Genomic DNA, 22,497 nt, shown 5'->3' on the forward strand with positions numbered 1-22,497 from the left:
TGCTCTTCCCTAGACAAGAAGATCATCGACCAAGGGCTGTTTCCGTGACCAGTCAGGGTCCCCAAAGGACCGTCGGAGGTTAAAGATCAAGTTAGGAGTGACTGTCTTGCGGCGAGGCAGGCCGAGCCACGCCAACCTCGGCGGCGAAGCCGACCAGGCAGATTCCCGGCTGTCCGGCCTCCTCACGACCAGCGGGCGCACGGTCTGCCGCAAGACCTCAAGGGCCTGAAGAGTGGAGTGCTGACTCGCCAGCCGCTACCGGAGCCATCCTGCACCAGCAGGCTGACAGAACCCGTTAGAAGAGTGCACTGCCTGCTCTCGACCCTGTCGGCTCGGGGCCTGCGGTATCGCGTCCGGAGGCCCCGAGTCGACGGCTCACTCGTTGTGGAGCACCTTGGCGATCGTGAGCCGGGCCGCGCCGCGGGCCGGGACCAGTGCACCGAGGAGCGCGATCACGACGCCGGCGAGGGCCATGAGCGCGAGCGTCGACGCCTGCCACACCTCCAGCACCGAGTGTGGGATGGCAATCCGGGCCGCGTCGGCGGCGGTCGGCACGATGTACCGGTGCGCGACGATCCCCAGGGGGATGCCGAGCACACCGCCGGCCGCGCCGACGACGGCCATCGACGTCAGCACCATCGTGACGACCTGGCGTGGCGTCATCCCGATCGACTTGAGCATGCCGAGGTCGCGGCGGCGTTCCCGGACGTTGAGTACGACCGTGTTGAAGACGCCGAGGGCCGCGACGGTGGACAGCAGTAGCGAGAGCACCGATGAGAAGCCGATCACGGTCACCGCGAAGTCGCTGAGTTGGGAGGTGTCCCACGCGTCGATCGCCGGGTCGGCCGCCTTGACCGCGGCGACGTACGCCGCGACATCGCCGCCACGCTTGAGCTGGACCTGGTAGTAAACCTCGTGTGGTTTGACGGCGCGGTCCGGCGCGAGGTCGGTGAGGACGCGCCAGTCCACGAACATGCCGGGCGGTCCGGGCGCGCCGTCCATCGTCTCGCCGATCACGGTCAGCACCGTCCGCCGTCCGCCGAGCTCCAGGGTGAGCTTGTCCCCGACGTTCAGTCCGCGCTCACGCATGAGTTCCGACGGCACGACTGTCTCGTCCACCCGCGTCATCCAGCGTCCGGCGGTGAGCTCGTCCTGGTAGCCCATGGACGAGAAGTCACCGCGGACGAAGTTGACGGTCAGCGGCTGGGTCTGCCCAATGGTGGGGACCGGCAGTTTGAAGACGGGGGTGACCCGAGCGACGTCCGGCAGCCCGCGCAGCAGCTGCTCGACCTGGGCGTCGGTCCGAGTGGTGGTGGCCTGCGGCCCCGTGGGCGGCAGCTGACCTTCGGGGGCGATCCGCGTCCGGCCGTCGGACGGCCGGACCCCGATCTGTCCCGAGGCCCGGTCTTCGATCGTGGAGATCCGGGTCAGCGTGTCGGCCAGCCCGGTCGCGAACGTCACGGTGGTCACGCCGAGCAGGACGGCCACGATGGTGAAGGCGGTCCGGCCCGGTCGCGCGAACGGTAGGCCCAGCCCGAGGGTGACCGGACGCGACAGCTGGACACCGGCGAGCCGGCGCTGGATCCGCGTCCCGTGCCCGGTCCGTGGGGAGCTGCCGGCGCTGATCGCCTCGGCGGCTGACAGTCGGTGTGCCCGGACGGCGGGCACGAACGCCGCCAGGGCGACGAGTGCCGGGACGCCGACCAGCCCGGCGACCCAGATCCAGACGCCGACGTTGATGCCGACGTCGAGCCCGAGGCCCTCGAACCCGTCGCTCAGCAGCGGCTGGGCGGCGAGGGTGCCGGCGACGGTGCCAAGGACACAGCCGATGAGGGCGGGTACCGACACCATGACGAGGTAGACGGCGACAACCTGGCGCGGTGTGAATCCGAGCGCCTTGAGGATCCCGATGTGCCGGAAGCTGGAGACGACCGCGCCGCTCACCACGTTGCCCACGATGACGACCGCGACGATCAGTCCGAGCATGCCGAACGTGGCGAGGAACGGCACGTACACGCCGATGTCCGAGGCGACCTTCTCCTTGACGACGAGGTACGGCTGCGCGGCGATCAGCGCGCCCGCTGGCAGGCCGGCCGCGACGGCGGCCAGGTCGGCCTGGACCGCGGCCTTCGTGGACACGTCACCGCTGAACCGGTAGAGCATCTGGGCCGACGTGGGGTGCAGCGCGGTCATCTGTTCCGGTGACACCCAGGCGTCGGCGGTCTGGCTGAGACTGTGGGCCCGGCCGACAACGGTGTACCGCTTGCCGCCGAGGGTCACCTCTCCGCTGTCCGGCGGAAATCCCCTCGAGTCTGCGCCGGGTTGGGGCTGGTTGAGGACGACCTCGCCGGGGGCCGTGGGCCAGCGCCCCTGCCAGAGGTTGAGGCGGTCCACCGAGCCGCCCGGGTCGGCGCGGCCCACGACGGTCAGCGGACCCTGTGGGCCCGGCCCGCCGCCGTCGGTGAGGTCGAGTGTGATCTGCCCGAACGGTCCCGCCGCGGCCGTCACGCCGGTTCGCTGGCCGGTGAGCTGCGCATCCGTGACCTTGGCCGGGTCGTACAGGGCGATCGCGTGTGGGCCCTGCTGCCTGGCGAAGGCGCGGTCGAACGGCGCCGAGGACGCCTCGAGCAGCGCCAGCGCCACGACGATCGTCGTGGTGGAGAGCAGGACGACCAGGCCGATGACGAACGTCTGCACCCGGCGTCGCCGGACCGCGGCCCGCGAGGCCCGCCACACGGCACTCATGCGCGTTCCAGACTGCGTTCGCGGGTGATCCGCCCGTCGGCCAGTTCGACCACGCGGCTGGCGCACCGCGTCGCGAGCCGCTCGTCGTGGGTGACGATGAGCAGGGTCTGCCCGATCTGGTTGAGGTCCAGCAGCAGGTCCATCACCTGCTCGCCGGAGCGGCTGTCCAGGGCGCCGGTCGGCTCGTCGGCGAGCAGCAGTGCCGGGCGGTTCATGAGGGCCCGGGCCACCGCGACGCGCTGGCGCTCGCCGCCGCTGAGGGTCGCCGGAAACGCGTTGCGCCGGTCGGCGATGCCGAGTTCGTCGAGCAGTTCCATGGCCCGCTTGCGTGCCGGGCCTGCCTTGGTACCGGTCAGCTGGGCGGCGAGCGCCACGTTGTCTATCGCCGGTAGGTCGTCGAGCAGGTTGAAGAACTGGAAGATCATGCCGATCCGGTGCCGCCGGAACAGCGCCAGCTTCGTTTCGTTCAGCCTGCCCAGTTCCTCGTCGTGGACGTGCACCGACCCTGATGTCGGCCGGTCCAACCCGGCGATCATGTTCAGCATGGTGGACTTGCCGCAGCCCGACGGGCCCATCACCGCCACCGCCTCACCGGTGCGGATCTCGAGCGACACGCCGTCCAGGGCGGTCGTGTCGCCGTACTTTTTGCGGACGTTGTCCAGCCGCACGACGCAGGTGTCAGTGGTCATGGCAGCACGCTATGGCCGCGGGTAGCGCCCAGTCGTCGGTCCCGGGATGTAAACCAGCCGGGGCTGTCATCCCAGGGATGTACCGGCTGGACACCGGGGATGATGTGGCGCCGGTCCGGGTCTGCGAAAATTCCTGGGTGGGATTGGGGGCGGTGTGGCTGGTCGGCGCGCTCGTCGCCGCCTGCGCGACCGCGGTATGGCTCGGTGTCGCACTCGTCCGGGCCCGGCGCGAGCACCGTCGGGCGCTGGAGGAGCGGGGCTGGCTCCTTGAACGGGAGCGGGAGAGCGCGACCCGTACCGCAGTCGACGCCGAGCGTGCCCGCATCGCCCGGGAGCTGCACGACATCGTCAGCCACAACGTGAGCCTCATGATCGTGCAGGCCTGTGCCGCACGCGAGGTACTCGCGGCCATGCCCGACGAGGCCGCAACGGCGCTGTCGGCAGTGGAGGGCGCCGGACGGACCACGATGACCGAGCTGCGGCACCTGCTCGGCCTGCTGGCGCCCGCGGCGGACGGCGACGATGGCACGGACGGGGCCGACCTGACGCCGCAGCCCAGCCTGAGCAGGCTCAGCCCGTTGATCGACCGAATCGCGTTCGCCGGCCTGCCGGTAGAGGTGCGGATCTCCGGTGAGCCCCGGCCGCTGCCGTCCGGGATCGACGTCACCGCGTACCGAATCGTGCAGGAGGCACTGACGAACGCGCTGAAGCACGGCACCGGAGGGAAGGCGGAGGTGACGATCCGCTACGCCGGGCACTCGCTGCGGGTGGAGGTGCTCACCAGGGGTCCCAGCGTGCTGACGGGCGACCAGCCTGCACCGCGCGGCGGAGACGGCGCCGGGCGGGGATTGCTGGGGCTGCGACAGCGCGTTGCGGTCTACGGTGGCGATCTCGACGCCCGCCGGCGGCTCGGCGGCGGGTACCGGGTCCGCGCCCGCATCCCGGTGGAGCACCCATGAAGGCTCAGCCCGACCCTGCCAGACCGCCCGGGTCCACGCCGCCGGCATCCCCCCGCGTGCTCATCGCCGACGACCAGGAGCTGATCCGTACCGGCTTCCGGCTGATCCTCACCGCCCGCGGCATCGACGTGGTCGGCGAGGCCGCCGACGGCGCCGAGGCGGTGGCGGCCGAGCGGCGGCTGCGCCCCGACGTCGTGCTCATGGACATCCGCATGCCGACGATGGACGGGCTCGAGGCAACCCGACGCATCCTGGACCACAGCCCCCGCTGCCGGGTGCTCATGCTCACCACCTTCGACCTCGACCGGTACGTCTACGGTGCTTTGGCGCTCGGCGCGAGCGGATTCCTTCTCAAGGACGTCACCGCCGACCACCTCGCCGCCGCCGTGCGCCTCGTCGACACCGGCGACGCCCTCCTCGCGCCCTCGATAACCCGGCGGCTCGTCCAGCGCTTCGCCAGCGCGGACCAATCGGCCGGCGACGGACCGACCCCCGCCATCCACCGGGATCTCGCCGCGCTGACGCCGCGCGAACTGGAAGTGCTGACGCTCCTCAGCCGCGGTCTCTCCAACACCGAACTGGCCCAGGCGCTGACCCTGAGCGAGGCGACGGTCAAGACCCACGTGGCGCGGATCTTCGCCAAACTCGCCCTCCGCGACCGTGCGCAGGCGGTCGTCCTGGCCTACGAGACCGGCCTCGTCACGCCCGGCGACACCTGATCGCACCCCACGCATGTGCGACGGCGTGATCGATGGCCCGAAACGGTCGCTATCGGCGGGCCTGTCGGCCTGGAACAGCCCCAGCCACTGGTCGCCCGACCGGCGCGCGTTCTTCGCCAGCCGGGGCTGCTCGCCTCCCACAAGGATTTCAGCTACTTCTCTCGGACAAGTCGTCCAGCGAGTGTCCTGTACTCGGCACGATCGGACGCGCCCAGATCCCGACCGTGCCGAACATGGCCTACAGGCGCGCTGCCGGTCAGCACGCCCGGTCGGCGGCAGAAGAGGACACTGCGACAACGACGGGCTCACTCGGGCCGTCTGGATTTCTATGCGGATGAGTGGCTGCGATGATCTACGGATGGAGTTCGTGCTCGATCCGCCGCACGGGATCGGCCCGCTGCGGCTCGGGATGACTGCCGAAGAGGCGCGAGCGGCGCTCGAGACGCTCGGGCCGCTGACGCCAACGGCCTTCGGTGAGCTGGCGCAGCACCTGCCAAGCGGGCTCGGCTTCAGTGTGGGTTTCGGAGTTGGGCCGGCCCGGGACAGGGTCAACGCGATCGAGGTGTGGCGTCCACACGAGCGGGACGTGGTGCGGTTCCGCGACGTCGATGTCTTTGGGCTGCCCGCGCTGGAGGTCGTGGAGCGGCTGCGTTGCCACGTCGATCTCGCTCCGAATGAGGATGACGACGGTTTTACCGCGCGGGACCTGTACCTGGCGCTGTGGCGGCCGTTCGCGGCGGACGACGACCCGGATGAGGAGCAGGGCCACTTCTTCCAATCGGTACTCCTGGCCCGGCCGGGCTACGACGACACGCCCGCCGAGGCAGCCGCACGGCTGGCCGCTGGCGGAGAATCTGGTTACTGATCCGATGATCGTCCCGACGGTCGTCGAGGTCTGACCACCGGCTCCGCACGCCGGTCCACCGTCCGCGGTGGACCGGCGTCGTCGTGTCCGGGTATGCCCCGCCGGCCACCGCCGCCCCGATCGCCCCGCCGGCCACCGCCGCTCCCAGGCGGAGCCCGACGGCCGCTGGTTCCTCGCGGTACACCCTGGCCTTCTCGACGAGCCGACCCCCACCGCGGCCCCCGACCACCACCGCTCGGTGGTCGGGGGTCGCTCCGCGTCCGCGCTCAGCGCAGCAGCGTGTTCAACTCGCCGTACGACGCGGCGGGCACCAGGGCCGTGTACGTCCCGCCGCCCAGCGCCTCGGTGGCGGCCCGCCGGACCAGTCCGTACGCGGCCTCCGCGAGCGACGAGCCGAGGCTGACCCGGGCCACGCCCAGCTCGGCCAGGGCGGTCACGGTGGGGGCGCCCGGGCCGGCGAGCACGTTCAGCGGCCCGTCCACGCCGGCCACCAGCGCGGCGATCGTCGCGACGTCGACGACTCCCGGCACGAAGATGCCGTCCGCCCCGGCGGCCAGGAACGCGTCGGCCCGACGCAGGGTGTCCGTCCGCCGTTGCGCCGGGCTGCCGACCGCCCGCAGGTAGGTGTCGATCCGGGCGTTGACGAAGAGCGCCACCCCGGCGGCGTCGGCGGCGCGGCGGGCGGCGGCGATCCGGGCGCACTGCTCGGCCGTGGGACGCAGCGCGGTCGGGTCGTCCGGGGTGGCGTCCTCGATGTTGATGCCGACCGCCCCGGCGGCCAGCACCTCGGTCACGGTCCGGGCGACCCCGTCGGGGTCGGGGGCGTAGCCGTCCTCGACGTCGGCGGTGACAGGCACCGTCACGGCCGCGGCGATCCGGGCGAGCGGGGTGAGCGCCCGCTGCCGGTCCAGCGCTCCGCCGTCGGCGGCGCCCAGCGACCAGGCGATGCCGGCGCTGGTGGTGGCCACCGCCGCCGCGCCGCACTCCTCGACCAGGCGGGCGGTGGCGACGTCCCAGGCGTTGGGCAGGACGAGCGGGGAGCCGGGCTGGTGCAGGGCGCGCAGGCGGGCGGCCCGCTGCTGTGGTGGCGTCGTCATGCGGCAAGTCCACCAGGGTCGGCGGCCCACGTCCGGCGGCTATCGGACCTCACCGCCGGGGCCCGGTCAGGGCAGCGCGGCGACCGCGTCCGCGTACGCGACGCCGGTGGCGACCGCCGCGTCGACCAGGACGCCCAGCTGCGCCGGGGCCACCCCGTGCTCCAGGTCGGTGGTGACGTCGCCGGCCAGCACCAGCTCGCCCTCGCCCAGGTCGTGCACGTACGCCTTCGGCAGCAGCCGGTCGTGGTTCCAGGCGTTGCAGAACTCGTACGCCTCGGTCAGCCGCCCCGCCGGCAGCCGCCGGGCCGCCACCACCCGGGCGTGCAGGATCTCGCCGCGCTGCCCGACCTGCCGGAACTGGATCACCGCCTCGTTCCAGCGCCCGACCACGATCCCGCCGTCGTCCACGGCGTAGACGTCGCCCCGGCGGTCCAGCACGGCGATGATCATCGACAGGCTCAACGGGGCCAGCTCGTCGGCCGCCGGGGCGAACGGCGTCGGCTCCGCCGCCGGGTCGCCGGCCTCCTCGTCCGGCAGCGGCACCGGCGTGGCGACGGGCCGCTCCGCCAGCCAGGAGGCGATCCGGCCGGACTGGTGCCCGGTGCCGTTACGCGCGTCGAAGCTGCCGGCCAGCCCGGTGGCCAGCGTCAGCAGATCGGTGCCGAGCGTCTCCACGTCCAGCTCGGCCACCGGCCGGCTGCCGTGCGCCGGTCGGTGCACCCGCCGCCCGGCCAGCCCCGCCTCGGCGGCGAGGGCGCAGACCAGCGCCCCGGCGGCGGCGAACTCCATCGCGGACAGGTCGTCGTACGGGTGGTCCAGCCGGGGCAGCTGCTCGGCGAGGATGTCCAGCCCCCGGGCGGGGTGCCCGGCCAGCGAGCAGAAGCGCAGGTGCGCGGCGAGGTACGGGAAGGCGCCCCGCTCCCGCCGGTGCCGCGGGTACGCCCGCAGGTGCGCCTGCCCGGCCCGCTCCGCCTCCCCGGTGCGCAGCCAGGGCAGCAGCGCCACGGCCAGGGCCCGCTCCGGCGAGTCGGTGCAGTCCACCGCGCCGTCGAGAACGGGACGCAACGTCGCCAGCGCCGCCGTGTCGTCGCCCCACCCGGCGAGCAGTTCCGCCCGCCGGGCGGGCAGGCAGCCGGGGCAGCCGGCGGTCGGGTCGGGTTCGGCGGCGGCCCAGTCGTCGTACCGGCGGCGGGCGGTCGGCTCGTCGCCGAGGTGGTCGGCGAGCCGGCAGCGCAGCTGGGCGACGAGCCCGGTCCGCTCGCCGGCCCGCCGGGCCAGGTCGTCGAGGAGGGCGCGGGCCTGGTCGAGGCCGACCCGCGGGGTGCCGATCGCCGCCTCGACCGCGTACCGCTGGTGCCGGCGCAGCAGCTCGGCGTCACCGGGGCGCTCCGCCAGCAGCCCGGGGGCCCGGTCGACGGCGGCCAGGCAGCGCCGCACCGGCTCGGCCAGCCGCCACCGCTCCCCGTGCAGCAGGTACGCCTCGACCAGCGCGAACCGGGCGTCCAGGCCGGAGTGCGCGTCGCCCAGCGCGTCGGCGCGGGCGGCGATCCGGTCCAGCTCGGCGAAGCGGGCCTCGCCGTCGGGCATGTCCCGGGCGTCGACCAGCGCCGCGACCAGCTCCGGTACGCGGGCGGCCAGTCCCCGCCCGACCGGCTCGCCCCGGCCGGTCACCGGGTCGTCCCGCCGGGAAGCTGGGCGACGGCGGCGGCCAGTTGGCAGCCGGTGGAGATGCCGCAGTCGATGAGCTGATCGAGCTGGTGCGGGGTGACCCCCCGTTCCAGGTCGGTGATCACCTCGCCGCAGACCCGGGCCACCCCCTCGTCGTCGACGTGCACGAACGCCTTGGGCCAGAGCCGGTCGTGGTTCCAGGAGTTGCAGAAGGCGTAGAGCGTCGGGACGTACTCGATGCCGAAGGTCGGCGCGGCCATGGTGCGGACCTGGAGCAGCTCTCCGGCCTCGCCGGGGCGTAGGAACCAGATGAGGTTGTCGTCCCAGCGGCCGACCAGGTCGCCGTCGGCGTCGGCGGAGAACGCGTACCCCCGGGTGCCGAGCACGGCGGCGATCAGCTCGCCGGTCAACGGCCGCAGGGCCTGCGGGTGCCCGGCCAGGGGGTCGTCCGGACCGTCCTCGAAAGCAGGCGACGCCATCGGGCATCCCTTCCTGAGGCGAATAACACGTCTGTGGGCGTGGTCCGTGCTGCGACGCGCGGACACGACCCGGAAAAGCGGCGATCTCCCGGGTCACGCCGTTACGGTGACTGTATGGCGGGCCGTACCTCTCAGGCGAGCCGGCGACGCGGCGCGTCGCCGCGCGGTACCACTAACAGTCGTGCCCGCCAGCCGGCGAAGAAGGCCACCAAGGCGACCGCCCGGCGGCGGCCGGCGGCCCGGCCCGGCCCGGCGGTCTACGTCGGACGCGCGGTCGGCGCACTGTGGATGGGGTTGGCGCACGGCGTGGGCTGGGCGGTCCGGGCCGCCGGCCGGCAGGCCGCCTCCGCCCGTGACCTCGACCCGGAGCACCGCCGCGACGGCGCCGGGCTGCTCCTGTTCGGCCTGGCCATCCTCAGCGGGGTGGGGATCTGGTTCGCCGGCGCCGGCCCGCTCGGGGCCCGGCTCGCCGACACCGTGCGGCTCTTCCTCGGCGCGATCGCGATCGTGGTGCCGGTGCTGCTGATGATCGGCGCCTGGCGGCTGATGCGTACGCCGGCCGACCCGGAACACCGCGGCCGCGGCCTGGTGGGCTGGGGCTCCATGCTGATCGCCACGGCGGCGATGCTGCACATCGGACAGGATCCGGTCGGCCCGGGGCAGCGCGACTACGCCGGCGGGTTGATCGGCGCCGGGGTCGGCGACGTGCTGGCGGCGGCGGTCACCGCCTGGGTGGCGGTGCCGCTGCTCATCCTGCTGCTCGTCTTCGGCCTGCTGGTGGTCACCGCGACCCCGATCAACAAGATCCCCGAGCGGCTGGGCCTGCTCGCCGGCACGCTGGTCGCCCCGCCGGCCGACCCGGAGGCGGAGGAGGAGACCCCGGCGAAGCCGGCCCGCCGCCGCCCGGCCAGGCGGACCGCGCCGTCGCCGATCGACCCGAACGACTTCGACGGCGACTACGACGGTGTCGACCTGCAGGACACCATCGTGCTGCCCCGCAAGTCCCCGGCGAAGGTGCCCGCCACCCGCAAGCCGGTCGAGCCGCCGGAGCACTCGCCGGTGCCCACCCGGGCCGAGCAGCTCGCGCTCACCGGGCTGGCCGGCGACTACACGCTGCCGCCGGCGAACATGCTCAGCGGCGGCGCCGCGCCGAAGACTCGGAGCAAGGCCAACGACGAGGTGATCGCGGCGCTGACCGGCGTCTTCGAGCAGTTCGACGTGGACGCCGCGGTCACCGGCTTCACCCGTGGCCCGACGGTCACCCGCTACGAGGTCGAGCTCGGGCACGGGGTCAAGGTCGAGCGGATCACCCAGCTCTCCCGCAACATCGCGTACGCGGTGAAGTCGCCGGACGTGCGGATCCTCAGCCCGATCCCGGGCAAGAGCGCGGTCGGCGTGGAGATCCCGAACACCGACCCGGAGAACGTCGCCCTCGGTGACGTGCTGCGCTCCCGGGTCGCCACCAGCGACCACCACCCGATGGTGGTGGCGCTCGGCAAGGACATCGAGGGCGGCTACGTGGTGGCCAATCTCGCCAAGATGCCGCACATCCTGATCGCCGGGGCCACCGGCGCCGGCAAATCGAGCTGCCTCAACACCCTGCTCGTCTCGATCCTGACCCGGGCCACCCCGGACGAGGTGCGGCTGCTGCTGATCGACCCGAAGCGGGTCGAGATGACCGGGTACGAGGGCATCCCGCACCTGGTCACGCCGATCGTGACCAACGCGAAGAAGGCGGCCGACTCGCTGGAGTGGGTGGTCCGCGAGATGGACATGCGCTACGACGACCTCGCCGCCAACGGGGTCCGGCACATCGACGACTTCAACCGCAAGGTGCGCAACGGGGAGATCAAGGCCCCGCCGGGCAGCGAGCGGGAGATGCGCCCGTACCCGTACCTGCTGGTGATCGTGGACGAGCTGGCCGACCTGATGATGGTCGCCCCGCGCGACGTGGAGGACTCCGTCGTCCGGATCACCCAACTGGCCCGCGCGGCCGGCATCCACCTGGTGCTGGCCACCCAGCGTCCCTCGGTCGACGTGGTCACCGGCCTGATCAAGGCGAACGTGCCGTCCCGGCTGGCGTTCGCCACCTCCTCGCTGGCCGACTCGCGGGTCATCCTCGACCAGCCGGGCGCGGAGAAGCTGCTCGGCCGCGGCGACGGACTCTTCCTGCCGATGGGCGCCTCCAAGCCGGTGCGGATCCAGGGCGCCTGGGTGACCGAGCGCGAGATCGCCGACGTGGTCAAGTTCTGCAAGGGCCAGCGCGAGCCGGAGTTCCGCCCGGACGTGCTGGCCCCCGCGCAGGACAGCAGGAAGAAGATCGACGAGGACATCGGCGACGACCTGGACCTGCTGGTGCAGGCGGTCGAGCTGGTGGTCACCTCGCAGTTCGGCTCGACCTCGATGCTCCAGCGCAAGCTGCGGGTCGGCTTCGCCAAGGCGGGCCGGCTGATGGACCTGATGGAGACCCGGGGCGTGGTCGGCCCGTCCGAGGGTTCCAAGGCCCGCGACGTGCTGGTCAAGCCGGACGAGCTGGAGGAGGTCCTGGTCGGCCTGCGCGGCGGCGAGGACTGACCGGTCCGGCCTCGGCGGCCGGGGAACCGGGCCGGGGCCACGGGACGCGGCGCCGGGGCAGGTCAGTGGAATAGTTTGAGGCCGACCACGCCGGCGACCACCAGCAGCAGGCAGCCGATCCGGGGGAGGCTGGCCGACTCGCCGAGCGCCACCATCCCGACCAGGGCGGTGCCCACCACGCCGATGCCGACCCAGACCGCGTAGCCGGTGCCGACCGGGATCTCGCGCAGCGCGTACCCCAGCCCGAGCATGCTGAGCACCAGGGTCACCACGAAGACGACTGAGGGGAGGGGTCGGCTGAAGCCGGCGCTGCGGTCGAGCGCGACCGCCCACGCGGTCTCCAGCAGTCCGGATACCACCAGCACGAACCAGGCCATGGATGTCACCTCGGAGGAGCGGGCCCCGGACCACCGGGCCGGGGACGAGTCGGTTGCGGTCGCGGGGCGTCTTTTCCTCACCGGGTACGCCCACCACTCGTCCGGGGCAGCCGAGGCCACCACTGCCGACGCTAACAGGGGCGGGGAACCGTCGAGGGTGATCTCCCCCACCATCGGTTGAGCTGAAGTCAACTTCAGGTTGAAGGCTGGGGGCATGGCCATGCTTGTCACCGACCGGGAGGTCGCCGCCGCCCTGGACGCGCCCGCGACCGTCGCCGCGATGCGGGACGCGCTGCTGGCCGCCCACGCCGGCCGGCTCGTCGCCCCGCCCCGGGCGGCCGCCCCGCTGGGCGGCGGCCGGATGGTGCTCACCGCCGGCCACCTCACCGGCGAGTGGTACGGCTTCCGCTCGTACGACACCTTCGGGCTGCCGGAGTCCGAGCAGCTGGTGGTCCTGCACGACGCGCGTACCGGGGCGGTGCGGGCGGTCGCGGTCGGCGAGGAGTTGGGCTCCCGGCGTACCGGGGGGCTCGGCGGGGTCGCGGTGGACGCCCTGGCGCGCCCGGACGCGGCCACCCTCGGGGTGATCGGCTCCGGCCGGCAGGCCTGGACGCAGGTCTGGGCCACCGCCGCGGTGCGCCCGCTGCGCGAGGTGGCCGTGCACAGCCGCTCGGCCGCCCGCCGGGAGGCGTTCGCCGCCCGGGTCCAGGCCGAGCTGGGCGTGCCGGCCCGGGCGGTGGACCAGGCCCGGGCGGCGGTGCGGGACCGGGACGTGGTGGTGCTCGCCACCACCAGCACGACTCCGGTGCTCGACGCCGCCGACCTCGCCCCGGGCACCCACGTCAACACCGTCGGCTTCAAGCAGGCCGACCGGCACGAGTTCGGCACCGACCTGCTGGACGCGGCCGACGTGCTGGTCACCGACTCGCCGGCCCAGGCGGCCGCGTACTCCCCGCCGATGCTCGCCGCCGTCGAGCCGTACGCGGGGCGGCTGCGTGACCTGGGCGCGGTGCTGGCCGGGGCGGTCCGGGGCCGGACCGGCGCGGACCAGGTCTCCGTCTTCTGCTCGACCGGTCTGGCCGGCACGGAGGTCTTCCTCCTCGACCGGCTGGTGCTCCTCGGCGCGGCGGCGGTCTGACCGGCCGGGGTGTGAGCCGGCCGATGCCGTGGCCCGCCGTTGCCGGCTCCCGCTCCGCCGCCCGGTACCCTCGGATGGTGTCTGCCACCTCCCCTGCCGCCCCCGACGGCCGCCGCGTCGCCCTGCTGACGCTGGGCTGTGCCCGCAACGAGGTCGACTCGGAGGAGCTGGCCGCCCGGCTGCACGCCGACGGCTGGCAGGTCACCACCGACGGCGAGGGCGCCGACGTGGTGGTCGTGAACACCTGCGGCTTCGTGGAGAAGGCCAAGCAGGACTCCATCCAGACCCTGCTCGCCGCCGCCGACACCGGCGCCAAGGTGGTCGCGGCCGGCTGCATGGCCGAGCGGTACGGGCGTGAGCTGGCCGACAGCCTCCCCGAGGCGCAGGCGGTGCTCAGCTTCGACGACTACCCGGAGATCTCCGCCCGGCTGAACGCGGTCGTCGCCGGCGAGGCGGTCGACGCGCACACCCCGCGCGACCGGCGCGAACTGCTGCCGCTCACCCCGGTCAAGCGGCGCGAGGCGGCGGTGTCGCTGCCCGGGCACGGCACCCCGACCCGGGTCGCGGCGGAGACCGACGAGCACACCCCGGCCCACCTGCGTCAGGTGCTGCGTCGCCGGCTCGACACCGGCCCGGTCGCCTCGCTCAAGCTGGCCAGCGGCTGCGACCGGCGCTGCGCGTTCTGCGCCATCCCCGCCTTCCGGGGCGCCTTCGTCTCGCGTACGCCCGACGAGCTGCTGGCCGAGGCGGAGTGGCTGGCCAAGACCGGCGTCCGCGAGCTGGTGCTGGTCAGCGAGAACTCCACCTCGTACGGCAAGGACCTGGGCGACCCCCGGGCGCTGGAGAAGCTGCTGCCGCAGCTGGCCGCGATCGACGGCATCGTCCGGGTGCGGGCGAGCTACCTCCAGCCCGCCGAGACCCGGCCCGGCCTGGTCGAGGCGATCGCCACCACGCCCGGCGTGGCGCCCTACTTCGACCTGTCGTTCCAGCACTCCAGCGAGTCGGTGCTGCGCCGGATGCGCCGGTTCGGTTCCACCGACCGGTTCCTGGAGCTGCTGGCGGGCGCCCGCGCCCTGTCGCCGGAGGCCGGCGCGCGGAGCAACTTCATCGTCGGCTTCCCCGGCGAGACCCGCGCCGACGTCGCCGAGCTGGTCCGGTTCCTGACCGCGGCGCGGCTCGACGCGATCGGCGTGTTCGACTACAGCGACGAGGACGGCACCGAGGCCGCGGGGCTGCCCGGCAAGGTCTCCGCCGCCACCGTCAAGCGCCGGTACGACAAGCTCAGCGCGCTCGCCGACGAGCTCTGCTCGCAGCGGGCCGAGGAGCGGCTCGGGTCGACCGTCGAGGTGCTGGTCGACTCGGTCGACGACGGCGTGGTCGAGGGGCGGGCGGCCCATCAGGCCCCCGAGGTCGACGGCTCGACCACGCTGGTCGCGCCGGTCGGCGGCGGGGTCGACCTGGCCGCGCTGCGTCCCGGCGACCTGGTCCGCGCGACGGTCACCGCGACCGAGGGTGTCGACCTGGTCGCCGTGCCGGATGAGATGATCTCGGCGGCGCCCGGCGCGGAACGGTGACGGCGGGCCCGGAGGAAGCGGGGGTGCCACGTGGTGCGGTGCCAGGTACGCCACGGCGGCCGGAGCAGGGTGCGGCCGTGACCGGTACGACGGAGTCGGCACCGGTGGTCGCCCGGGTGCCGGTGCTCAACGCGGCCAACGCGCTGACCGCGCTGCGGCTGGTGCTGGTGCCGGTCTTCGCGGTGTCGGTGATCGTCTCGGGGACGACCCACCCCCGCTGGCAGTTGGCCGCCTGCCTGATCTTCGTGGTCGCCTCGGCGACCGACCTGGTCGACGGCTGGATCGCCCGCCGGTTCGAGCTGGTCACCTCGGTCGGCAAGGTCGCCGACCCGATCGCCGACAAGGCGCTCACCGGCGCCGCCCTGGTGCTGCTCTCCTGGTACGACCGGCTGCCCTGGTGGGTGACCGCGGTGATCCTGGTCCGGGAGCTGGGCATCACCGCGCTGCGCTTCTGGGTGATCCGGCACGGGGTGATCGCGGCCAGCCGGGGCGGCAAGATCAAGACGGCGCTCCAGATCCTCGCCATCACCTGGTACCTCTGGCCGATGCCGGCCGCGCTCGCCGCCGTCGGCCCGTGGATCATGGCCGCCGCCGTGGTGGTGACGGTGTTCACCGGCTTCGACTACGTCGCCCAGGCTCTCCGCCTCCGCCGCCCCAGCCGCTGACCGGACCCTCCGGGCGCGCGGTTGCCGGCGACGCGCCGGCGATGTCACCGCAACAGCTCCATGATCGACGCCCCGGGGCGGAGGATGGGTAGGGCGCGGCACGCGGGGAAGGGAAGCGGGGAATGGATACGGATGCGAAGAACGAGCGGCCCGTCGGGAGCCCGGCGGCGGCCGTGGTGCACAGCCTGCACGAGCGGCACGAGACGCTGGCCACCGTCGAATCCCTCACCGGCGGGCTGCTCTCCGCGTCGATCGTGGAGATCGCCGGGGTCAGCGGGGTCTACCGGGGTGGCCTGGTGACGTACGCGACCGAGCTGAAGTCGGAGCTGGCCGGCGTACCGGCGGAACTGCTGGCGGAGCGCGGGCCGGTCGACCCCGACGTGGCGCGGGCGCTCGCCGAGGGCGGGCGGCGGCGCTGCGAGGCCGACTGGGGACTGGCCACCACCGGCGTGGCCGGGCCGGAGCCGCAGGACGGCAAGCCGGTCGGGCTGGTCTACCTCGCGGCGGCCGGACCCGCCGGCACGACCGTCCGCCGGCTCGACCTGGACGGTGGCCGGGACCACATCCGGGCCGCCGCGGTGATCGAGGCGCTGCGGCTGCTGGCCGAGCAGATCCAGGCCGCGGGCGACCCGACCGGCGCCGGCGTGGACGAGGGCGTCGCCGCCAGCCCGGCCGGCCGGCGGTGACGGGTGATCGGATTTGACGGGCGGGGTGGGATGTCGCCGGGGCGGGCAACGGGTACGGTTGCGGGAAGGCTCCGGCGCGCGACGCCGGCGGCGGCGCGGGGAACCGCGTCCGGCGCGGGGGAGTGCCCGGGCGACAGGGATTCCCGTCAGGGGGAGGTGCGATGGTTCTGCTACGCCGCGTGATCGGCGACGCACTGCGGGCGCGCCGACAGGGTCAGCATCGCACCCTGCGTGAGGTCTCGACCGCCGCCAACGTCAGCCTCGGCTACCTGTCCGAGATCGAGCGCGGCCAGAAGGAGCCTTCCAGCGAGCTGCTGGCCGCGATCTGCGACGCCCTCGGCGCTCGCCTGTCCGAGCTGCTGCGTGAGGTCAGCGACACGGTCGCCCTCGCCGAGCAGCTGCCGGGGGTGCTGGTGCCGATGCAGGACGAGCCGGCCGAGCCCACGCCGGCCCCGGTGGCCGTGCGCAAGCCCACCAACCGGGGCGTCCGCCAGGTCACCTCGGACGGCAAGGTGGCCGTCTCGGTCCGCCAGGAGTCGCCGCTGAAGGCCACCCTGCGCAGCACCCGGGTCCGTCCCGCCGAGCGGGACGTGGTCTGCGCCGCCTGACACCCCCGCCGTCCGCACCGCATGGCCGCGCTCGCGCCCGCCGCGTAGGGTTGATCGCAGGCCGTACGGCGCACTCCCGCGGTACCGATGCCCGACTGGCATCCGGCTGCCACGATGTGAGGACACCGCGCGGCCGCCGGGTCGGCCGGTCCGTTCCGGTCGAGGCGCAGCGACGCTACTGAGGGGATACCGCGGAGATGGCGAACCCGTTCGTCAAGGGCTGGCACTACCTTATGGCGCTCTTCGGTGCCAAGATCGACGAGCACGCCGATCCGAAGGTGCAGATCCAGCAGGCCATCGAGGAGGCGCAGCGCCAGCACCAGGCGCTGGTCCAGCAGGCGGCCGCGGTGATCGGCAACCAGCGCCAGCTGGAGATGAAGCTCTCCCGGCAGATGTCCGAGGTCGAACGCCACCAGGCCAACGCCCGGCAGGCGCTGGTCCTCGCCGACCAGGCCCGCGCCCGGGGCGACGAGACCGAGGCCGGCCGCTACGAGCAGACCGCCCAGGTGCTGGCCACCCAGCTGGTCTCCGCGGAGCAGGCCACCGAGGACCTGAAGACCCTGCACGACCAGGCGCTCGGCGCGGCCGCCCAGGCCCGGCGCGCGGTCGAGAACAACTCGATGATCCTCCAGCAGAAGCTCGCCGAGCGCACCAAGCTGCTCAGCCAGCTGGAGCAGGCCAAGATGCAGGAGAGCGTGGCCCGCTCGCTGGAGTCGATGTCCGCGGTCACCGCCCCCGGCAACACCCCCTCCCTGGACGAGGTGCGTGACCGCATCGAGCGCCGCTACGCCAACGCGATGGGCCGGGCCGAACTGGCCGGCAACTCCGTCGAGGGGCGGATGCTGGAGATCCAGAAGTCGGCGCTGGACAGCGCCGGCTCCTCTCGGCTGGAGCAGATCCGCGCGAGCATGGCCGGTGACCAGCTCGGCAAGCAGGAACGACCGGCCGTGCAGCAGCAGACCCAGCCGGCCGACCCGGCCGCCGCCGCCCGGCTCGACGAGATCCGGGCGAGCATGACCCGCGACCGTGGCACGGGGGACACCACCGCCGCCGGCTGAGCGGACGGCACGAGGAGGTACGGGTGGCGGACGAGCGAGCGCGACACTTCCGTCGGCTGCGCCGGTTGCGGCGTTCCGCCCGACGGTGGAGCGTCCTGGCCGGCGGGCTCGGCGGCGCGACAGCCGTGCTGACCCCGTACGCGGGGCTCGGGCTGCCCGACGCGGCCTGGGCCGGCGCGGCGGGCAGCGCGGTGGCGCTGGCCGCCTGGCGCTGGATCGACCTGCGGGCCCTCGCGGCCCGGCCCGCACCGCCCGCCCTCGACCCGGCCGAGGCCGCCGCCCGGTCCCGGGCCCGGCTGGTCGCCGCCGTGGAGCGCCTCCCCGTCGGCCCCGGCGTGCTGGCCGAGGTGCGCCGGGTCCGCTCCCGGTTGGCGCTGCGCGGCACCACCGCCGCCGAGGCGTGGGCCCGGCTGGACAAGGCGGCGCTCACCCTGGCCGGGATGGCGCCCCGACTGGCCGGGCTGGCCGAGCCGGCGGTGCTGGAGGCCGCCGCCGCCGACCGCTCGCTGCGTGACCTGGCCGGCCGGGTGGCCAGCGTGGAACGCGCCCTCAAGCTGGCCCCGCCCGAGGCCCGGTCCCCGCTCGCCGAGGCGCACCATACGCTGGTCGGCCAGCTCGACAGCGGGGTGGCCGCGTACGAGGGGCTGGTGGTCGCGGCGGCCGGCTACGTTGCCGAGGACGCCCGCCCCAGCACCGAGCACCCGGCCGCCTCCCGGCTGACCGAGGCGACCGATCTGCTGCACGGCGTGGCCTCGGCGCTGGCCGAGCTGCGTGCCGTCGGCGACCCGCTGCGCGCCCCCACCCGCTGACCGCCCCACCCGGGCGCGACGTCCGCGACCGGGACCTGTCGGCGCGCCCGGCGGCCGGCTCAGTCCGGTGTGGTGACCGGGACCGGCCCGGTGAACGGCGAGCCGCCGACCACGTTGAACGAGCGGATCCGGTAGTGGTACGTCACGCCCCGGGCCAGCCCGGTGTTGGTGAAGCCCCGGCCGGTGACGGTGAAGGTGGCCACCCCCCGGGTGAACGACGGGTCGAGCGCCCGCTGCACGGTGAAGCCCGCGCCCGGCCCGTTCGGCATGCCCGCCGCCCAGTTCAGCACCACCGTGGCGGTGTCCGGCGCGGGGGCGCTCGGGATGGCGGTCACCCCGGTCGGCGTCACCGGGGCCGGCGGGGTGGTCACCGTGGCCACCGTCGACCACGGGGACGCCGCGCCGAGGTACGTGGTGCGCACCCGGTAGTAGTACGTGGTGTCCGGGGCGACCGCCGGGTCGAGGTGGGTGTCGGCCACGCCGACGGCGGTGGTGGCCGGCCCGCTGGTGAACGTCGGGTTGGTGGCCCGCTGCACATCGATCCCGGTGGCGAAGGAGCGGTTGGTCCAGCGCAACGCGATCCGCAGCGGCGCGGCCGGCGGGACGGCCGCGGCGATCCCGGTCGGCGCGGTGAGCCCCACCGACGCGGGGGCGCTGTTGGACCAGGCCGAGCAGCTCACCGCGTTCTCCGCCCGGATGCGGTAGTGGTACGTGACGCCGGGGGTGACTGTCGCGTCGGTGTACCGGGTGGCGGTGGCCGCCACGGTGATCGTGGTGAGCCCGCCGGTGAAGGCGGCATCGGTGGCCCGCTGGAGCAGGTGACTGGTGGCCGGCGGGCGGCTGCCGTTGCCGGTCCAGGCCAGGGCGATCGCCGGCAGCGCGGTCGCCGAGCCGGGCGCCGGCGTGGCGGTGAGCCCACTCGGCCCCCGGGGGGAGACCCGCAGCACCAACGGCCGGCTCATCCCCAGGTCGCGCAGGCCGGCCGCGCCACTGGACCAGCGGTACTCCCAGCCCAGGTTGACCAGTTGGTTCACCACCGTCGCCGGCCGCCCGTCGAGCGGGCTGACCGTGGTGGAGCCGACCCGGGCGCCCGCCGGCCGGGTCGGGTCGAGCAGCCGCAGGCTGTCGCCGATCTTGAACGGCAGCGGGGGCACCACCGGGCGCAGCGCCAGCACCACGTCCTCGGCGGGGTTCACCCGGATCGTCTCCTTCCAGCCCAGCTCCCCGGCGTCGGGAAGCCGGATTGTGCCGTCCCAGCCGACCCGGCTGACCAGCTGCACGTCGCAGCCGCCGATCCGCACCACGTGCGTCTGCCGGCCGGTGCCGCTGATCCGCCAGACCTGGGTGCCGTCGGCCGCCGCGTCCGGCGGCCCCGCCGGGTCGGCGGCGACGAGCACCTCGGTCGCCGGGTCCGCCGGGCCCAGCGGCAGGGACGCCGGGCCGAGCGGCCCCGCGTACGGGTGGGCGACGCCGAGCCGCCCGGCCTGCCGCCCGTGTCCCGGCTCGAAGACCTGCCCGACCGTCTTCACCTCGATCGGCAGGGTCACCGGGGCGGCGGCGCCGGCCGGGGTGAAGCTGACCGTGGTGGCGTGCACCGGCACCTGGGTCCGGCGGGCGGTACCGGTGCCGAACGCCTGGTCGTACTCGGGCTGCGGCACGATCGGCGGTCGCTGGCTGGCCGCGTACGCCCCGGGCAGCCACTCGGCCAGCCGGCCCAGGTCGTACGGGTCGCCCGGGGTGCCGGCCACCCGGAACTGGAGCAGCGTGCGGGTGTTCGGGCCGTACCCGGGGCGGGTGCCGGCCACGCCGCCCTCGGCGCTGCGGTCCGGCGCGTCGGTGTGGTGGTCGTACCGGGGGTCGAAGCAGGGCAGCGGGGCCGGGGCGTCGTTGTAGAGGATCAGCGTGCCGCCGGGCGGGACGGTGGAGAAGTCCACGACCACGTCGGCCCGTTCGCCCGGGGCGAGCAGCAGGGCGTGCCCGTCCACGTTGAGCACGGTCGGGTCACGCCGGTCGTAGCGGTAGCCGACCGGCCGGTTCTGCACCACCACGGGCGCGGGGAGCAACCCGCACTCGTTGCCGATCCGGATCATGCGGGGCCCGGCCGCCCGGGGGTCGGGCACGCCCCCCTCCCGACCGTCGGTGGGCCAGTCGGCGGGCCGTCCCGAGGCGCGCACCGCCTCCACCATCGGCACCTCGCCGGCCCCGGCGTCGGCCAGCGCGCCGTCGGGCCGCCACATCGGGGCGTCCGAGCGGGCCCGGTAGAGCGCCAGGTTGAGGCTGCGGTCGGCGCAGGCGTTGAGGATCCGGAACCGGTACGCCTTCGGCCGCACCGTCAGGTACGGGTACGCGACGCCGTTGACCAGCGGGGTGTCCCCGTACGCCTCGGGCACCGCGGCCGGGTGCGGCACGCCCGGCGCCCGGGGCGGCTCCTCCGGGGCGGCGACCGGGTCGTGGTGCGGGTTGTCCACCGGGCCGGCCCCGACCGGGTCCCCGCCGCCGGCGCCGGGCGTCCACGGGCCGTAGTCCCACCGCCCGGTGGGGTTGCGCCCCGACGGGACGTACGGGTTCTGCCGGGGCTGGTAGACGTGCGGGTGCCAGAGGTTGCCCCGGGCCCCCCACCGGTCCCGGTCCCAGGTCGGGTCCTCCTCGGCCAGCTGGGCGTCGTCGGGGACGAAGGTCTTGTCCTGGATCACCAGCGGGAACTGCTCGGCGGGCAGCACTCCGTCGGCGACCAGCCGTTCCTCGGCCGGGTCGGTTAGCAGGTAGAGCGCCAGCTGCCCGGAGTAGACGGTCAGCCGGGACAGGCCGAGGGTGTTGTCGTGCAGCCACATCAGCCGGCCGCTCTGCTCGTTCGGGAAGTAGAGCGTGGTGGCCCCGAGGCCGGGGGGCGGCATGTCCGGCACGTGGCTCAGCCCCGGCCCGTTCGGGTACGGCGTGATCTCGCCCGCCGGGGTCACCCACTGCCACGGGTTCCCGGCGCTGGTCCAGCCGGTCCGCGCGCCGGCCAGGTGCAGCACCGCCCGGTTCTGCGGGTACGGGGCCGGCCCGTCCAGCGGCCCGGTGCCGGCCCCGTCCAGGCTGGTGTCGACCGGGAGGAAGAGTTCGCCGGCCCGCCCGGTGGGCAGCTGGTTGATGAACTTGACCCGCACCGGCCGTCCCCGCCGCGCGACGATCATCGGCCCCAGGTGGTACGGACGTTCCGGCGGGGCGACCGTGTTGTGCCCGTCGGGGTCGGTGCCGAGGTTGAGCTGCCGGTAGCCGCGCAGCCGGGTGGTGGGCAGGTCGCGGTGCAGCCGCTGGGTGTACTCGCACAGCCCGATCTCGTAGTAGTCGCAGCCGGGGTAGCTGATGGTGTCCGGCACCGCGACGGGCAGGTGCCCGCCCAGCCCGTTGCGCCCCAGCGGGCCGGGCAGCGGCAGCGCGTCGACGAACTTGCGGACGCCAGTGCCCGGGACCACCCGGCCGTGCCCGTCGAGCGCCGGCAGCGGGCTGTGCGCGAAGTTGGGCACCGGGCCGAAGCAGCGCGGGACGGCGGCCGGGTCCAGGCTGGCCGGTGCCGGCCCGGCCGGCTCGGCGGTCCGTGCCGCCGGCACCGTGGGTCCCCCGGCGCGGTCGGCGCGGACCGCGCGGACCGGCCAGCTGGAGCGCAGTCTGCGGAACAGGGCCATGGCTTCCCCCGGGGCTCGGGGCACGACGGCCGCCACCTCGACGTGGCGGGTGATCGCGCCCGGCAGTGACGAACGGTGAGCACTCAACCGCAGCATGCGACCTGGGAGGCCGGTTAGGA

Annotated in this window: 18 protein-coding genes and 1 riboswitch; of the genes, 11 read left to right on the plus strand and 7 right to left on the minus strand. The window is 74.3% G+C overall.

The annotated features are described in order from the left end of the window. Window positions 1–375: 375 nt before the first annotated feature. Window positions 376–2,745, minus strand: a complete 2,370-nt coding sequence (locus AB0I41_RS24550) for an ABC transporter permease (protein WP_357111856.1) — start codon at window positions 2,743–2,745, stop codon at window positions 376–378. Beyond that, window positions 2,742–3,434, minus strand: coding sequence for an ABC transporter ATP-binding protein (locus AB0I41_RS24555; protein WP_357111859.1), 693 nt, complete (start codon window positions 3,432–3,434; stop codon window positions 2,742–2,744). The genes AB0I41_RS24550 and AB0I41_RS24555 overlap by 4 nt, the downstream gene beginning before the upstream one ends. Before the next feature lie 77 nt (window positions 3,435–3,511). Between AB0I41_RS24555 and AB0I41_RS24560 the strand changes: the two genes are divergently transcribed. The 3 genes from AB0I41_RS24560 to AB0I41_RS24570 all read left to right on the plus strand — a co-directional run bounded on the left by AB0I41_RS24560 (window position 3,512) and on the right by AB0I41_RS24570 (window position 5,977). Next, window positions 3,512–4,393: a histidine kinase gene (locus AB0I41_RS24560; protein ID WP_357111862.1), complete on the plus strand. Its 882-nt coding sequence runs from the start codon at window positions 3,512–3,514 to the stop codon at window positions 4,391–4,393. Further along, on the plus strand, window positions 4,390–5,112 hold the full coding sequence (locus AB0I41_RS24565) for a response regulator transcription factor (protein ID WP_357111864.1): 723 nt from the start codon (window positions 4,390–4,392) through the stop codon (window positions 5,110–5,112). Before AB0I41_RS24560 ends, AB0I41_RS24565 begins: the two co-directional genes overlap by 4 nt. A gap of 358 nt (window positions 5,113–5,470) precedes the next feature. Further along, a complete protein-coding gene (locus tag AB0I41_RS24570; RefSeq protein WP_357111868.1) occupies window positions 5,471–5,977 on the plus strand; it encodes a hypothetical protein in 507 nt (168 codons plus the stop codon). 266 nt (window positions 5,978–6,243) lie between these two features. On the opposite strand, the gene AB0I41_RS24575 is transcribed toward AB0I41_RS24570, so the two are convergent. From AB0I41_RS24575 to AB0I41_RS24585, 3 genes are all read right to left on the minus strand, one after another. Then, complete coding sequence (locus AB0I41_RS24575; RefSeq protein ID WP_357111871.1) at window positions 6,244–7,074, minus strand: isocitrate lyase/phosphoenolpyruvate mutase family protein; 831 nt, start codon at window positions 7,072–7,074, stop codon at window positions 6,244–6,246. 66 nt (window positions 7,075–7,140) lie between these two features. After that, a complete protein-coding gene (locus tag AB0I41_RS24580; protein WP_357111998.1) occupies window positions 7,141–8,661 on the minus strand; it encodes a YbjN domain-containing protein in 1,521 nt (506 codons plus the stop codon). An 80-nt stretch (window positions 8,662–8,741) separates the two neighbouring features. Next, window positions 8,742–9,221: a YbjN domain-containing protein gene (locus tag AB0I41_RS24585; RefSeq protein ID WP_357111874.1), complete on the minus strand. Its 480-nt coding sequence runs from the start codon at window positions 9,219–9,221 to the stop codon at window positions 8,742–8,744. A 114-nt stretch (window positions 9,222–9,335) separates the two neighbouring features. Between AB0I41_RS24585 and AB0I41_RS24590 the strand changes: the two genes are divergently transcribed. After that, window positions 9,336–11,795, plus strand: coding sequence for a DNA translocase FtsK 4TM domain-containing protein (locus AB0I41_RS24590; protein ID WP_357111877.1), 2,460 nt, complete (start codon window positions 9,336–9,338; stop codon window positions 11,793–11,795). A 62-nt stretch (window positions 11,796–11,857) separates the two neighbouring features. Here the strand turns inward: AB0I41_RS24590 and AB0I41_RS24595 are convergent, their stop codons facing one another. Continuing rightward, window positions 11,858–12,172, minus strand: coding sequence for an SMR family transporter (locus tag AB0I41_RS24595; RefSeq protein WP_357111880.1), 315 nt, complete (start codon window positions 12,170–12,172; stop codon window positions 11,858–11,860). A 60-nt stretch (window positions 12,173–12,232) separates the two neighbouring features. After that, window positions 12,233–12,295, minus strand: a riboswitch (guanidine-III (ykkC-III) riboswitch). Between the two features lie 91 nt (window positions 12,296–12,386). On the opposite strand from AB0I41_RS24595, the gene AB0I41_RS24600 reads away from it, so the two are divergent. From AB0I41_RS24600 to AB0I41_RS24630, 7 genes are all read left to right on the plus strand, one after another. Next, window positions 12,387–13,310 carry an ornithine cyclodeaminase family protein gene (locus AB0I41_RS24600; RefSeq protein ID WP_357111883.1) on the plus strand — a complete coding sequence of 308 codons (924 nt, stop codon included), beginning with the start codon at window positions 12,387–12,389 and terminating at the stop codon, window positions 13,308–13,310. A gap of 74 nt (window positions 13,311–13,384) precedes the next feature. Then, window positions 13,385–14,884, plus strand: coding sequence for a 30S ribosomal protein S12 methylthiotransferase RimO (gene rimO, locus AB0I41_RS24605; protein WP_357111886.1), 1,500 nt, complete (start codon window positions 13,385–13,387; stop codon window positions 14,882–14,884). Between the two features lie 77 nt (window positions 14,885–14,961). Next, window positions 14,962–15,549 carry a CDP-diacylglycerol--glycerol-3-phosphate 3-phosphatidyltransferase gene (pgsA, locus tag AB0I41_RS24610; protein WP_357111889.1) on the plus strand — a complete coding sequence of 196 codons (588 nt, stop codon included), beginning with the start codon at window positions 14,962–14,964 and terminating at the stop codon, window positions 15,547–15,549. 122 nt (window positions 15,550–15,671) lie between these two features. Continuing rightward, complete coding sequence (locus AB0I41_RS24615; RefSeq protein WP_357111892.1) at window positions 15,672–16,235, plus strand: CinA family protein; 564 nt, start codon at window positions 15,672–15,674, stop codon at window positions 16,233–16,235. A 161-nt stretch (window positions 16,236–16,396) separates the two neighbouring features. Beyond that, window positions 16,397–16,843, plus strand: a complete 447-nt coding sequence (locus tag AB0I41_RS24620; RefSeq protein WP_357111895.1) for a helix-turn-helix transcriptional regulator — start codon at window positions 16,397–16,399, stop codon at window positions 16,841–16,843. Window positions 16,844–17,040: 197 nt separating this feature from the next. Beyond that, window positions 17,041–17,901: a PspA/IM30 family protein gene (locus AB0I41_RS24625; RefSeq protein WP_357111898.1), complete on the plus strand. Its 861-nt coding sequence runs from the start codon at window positions 17,041–17,043 to the stop codon at window positions 17,899–17,901. 23 nt (window positions 17,902–17,924) lie between these two features. After that, the gene (locus AB0I41_RS24630; protein ID WP_357111901.1) at window positions 17,925–18,710 is read left to right on the plus strand and encodes a hypothetical protein; all 786 of its coding nucleotides are present in this window, start codon (window positions 17,925–17,927) and stop codon (window positions 18,708–18,710) included. A 59-nt stretch (window positions 18,711–18,769) separates the two neighbouring features. Here the strand turns inward: AB0I41_RS24630 and AB0I41_RS24635 are convergent, their stop codons facing one another. Then, window positions 18,770–22,474 (minus strand): hypothetical protein, encoded by a 3,705-nt coding sequence (locus AB0I41_RS24635; protein ID WP_357111905.1) that lies wholly within the window; start codon window positions 22,472–22,474, stop codon window positions 18,770–18,772. Window positions 22,475–22,497 lie beyond the last annotated feature (23 nt).

Origin of the sequence: Micromonospora sp. NPDC050200 (assembly GCF_040656135.1) — a bacterium.
In the GTDB taxonomy this organism is placed as follows: Bacteria; Actinomycetota; Actinomycetes; order Mycobacteriales; family Micromonosporaceae; genus Micromonospora.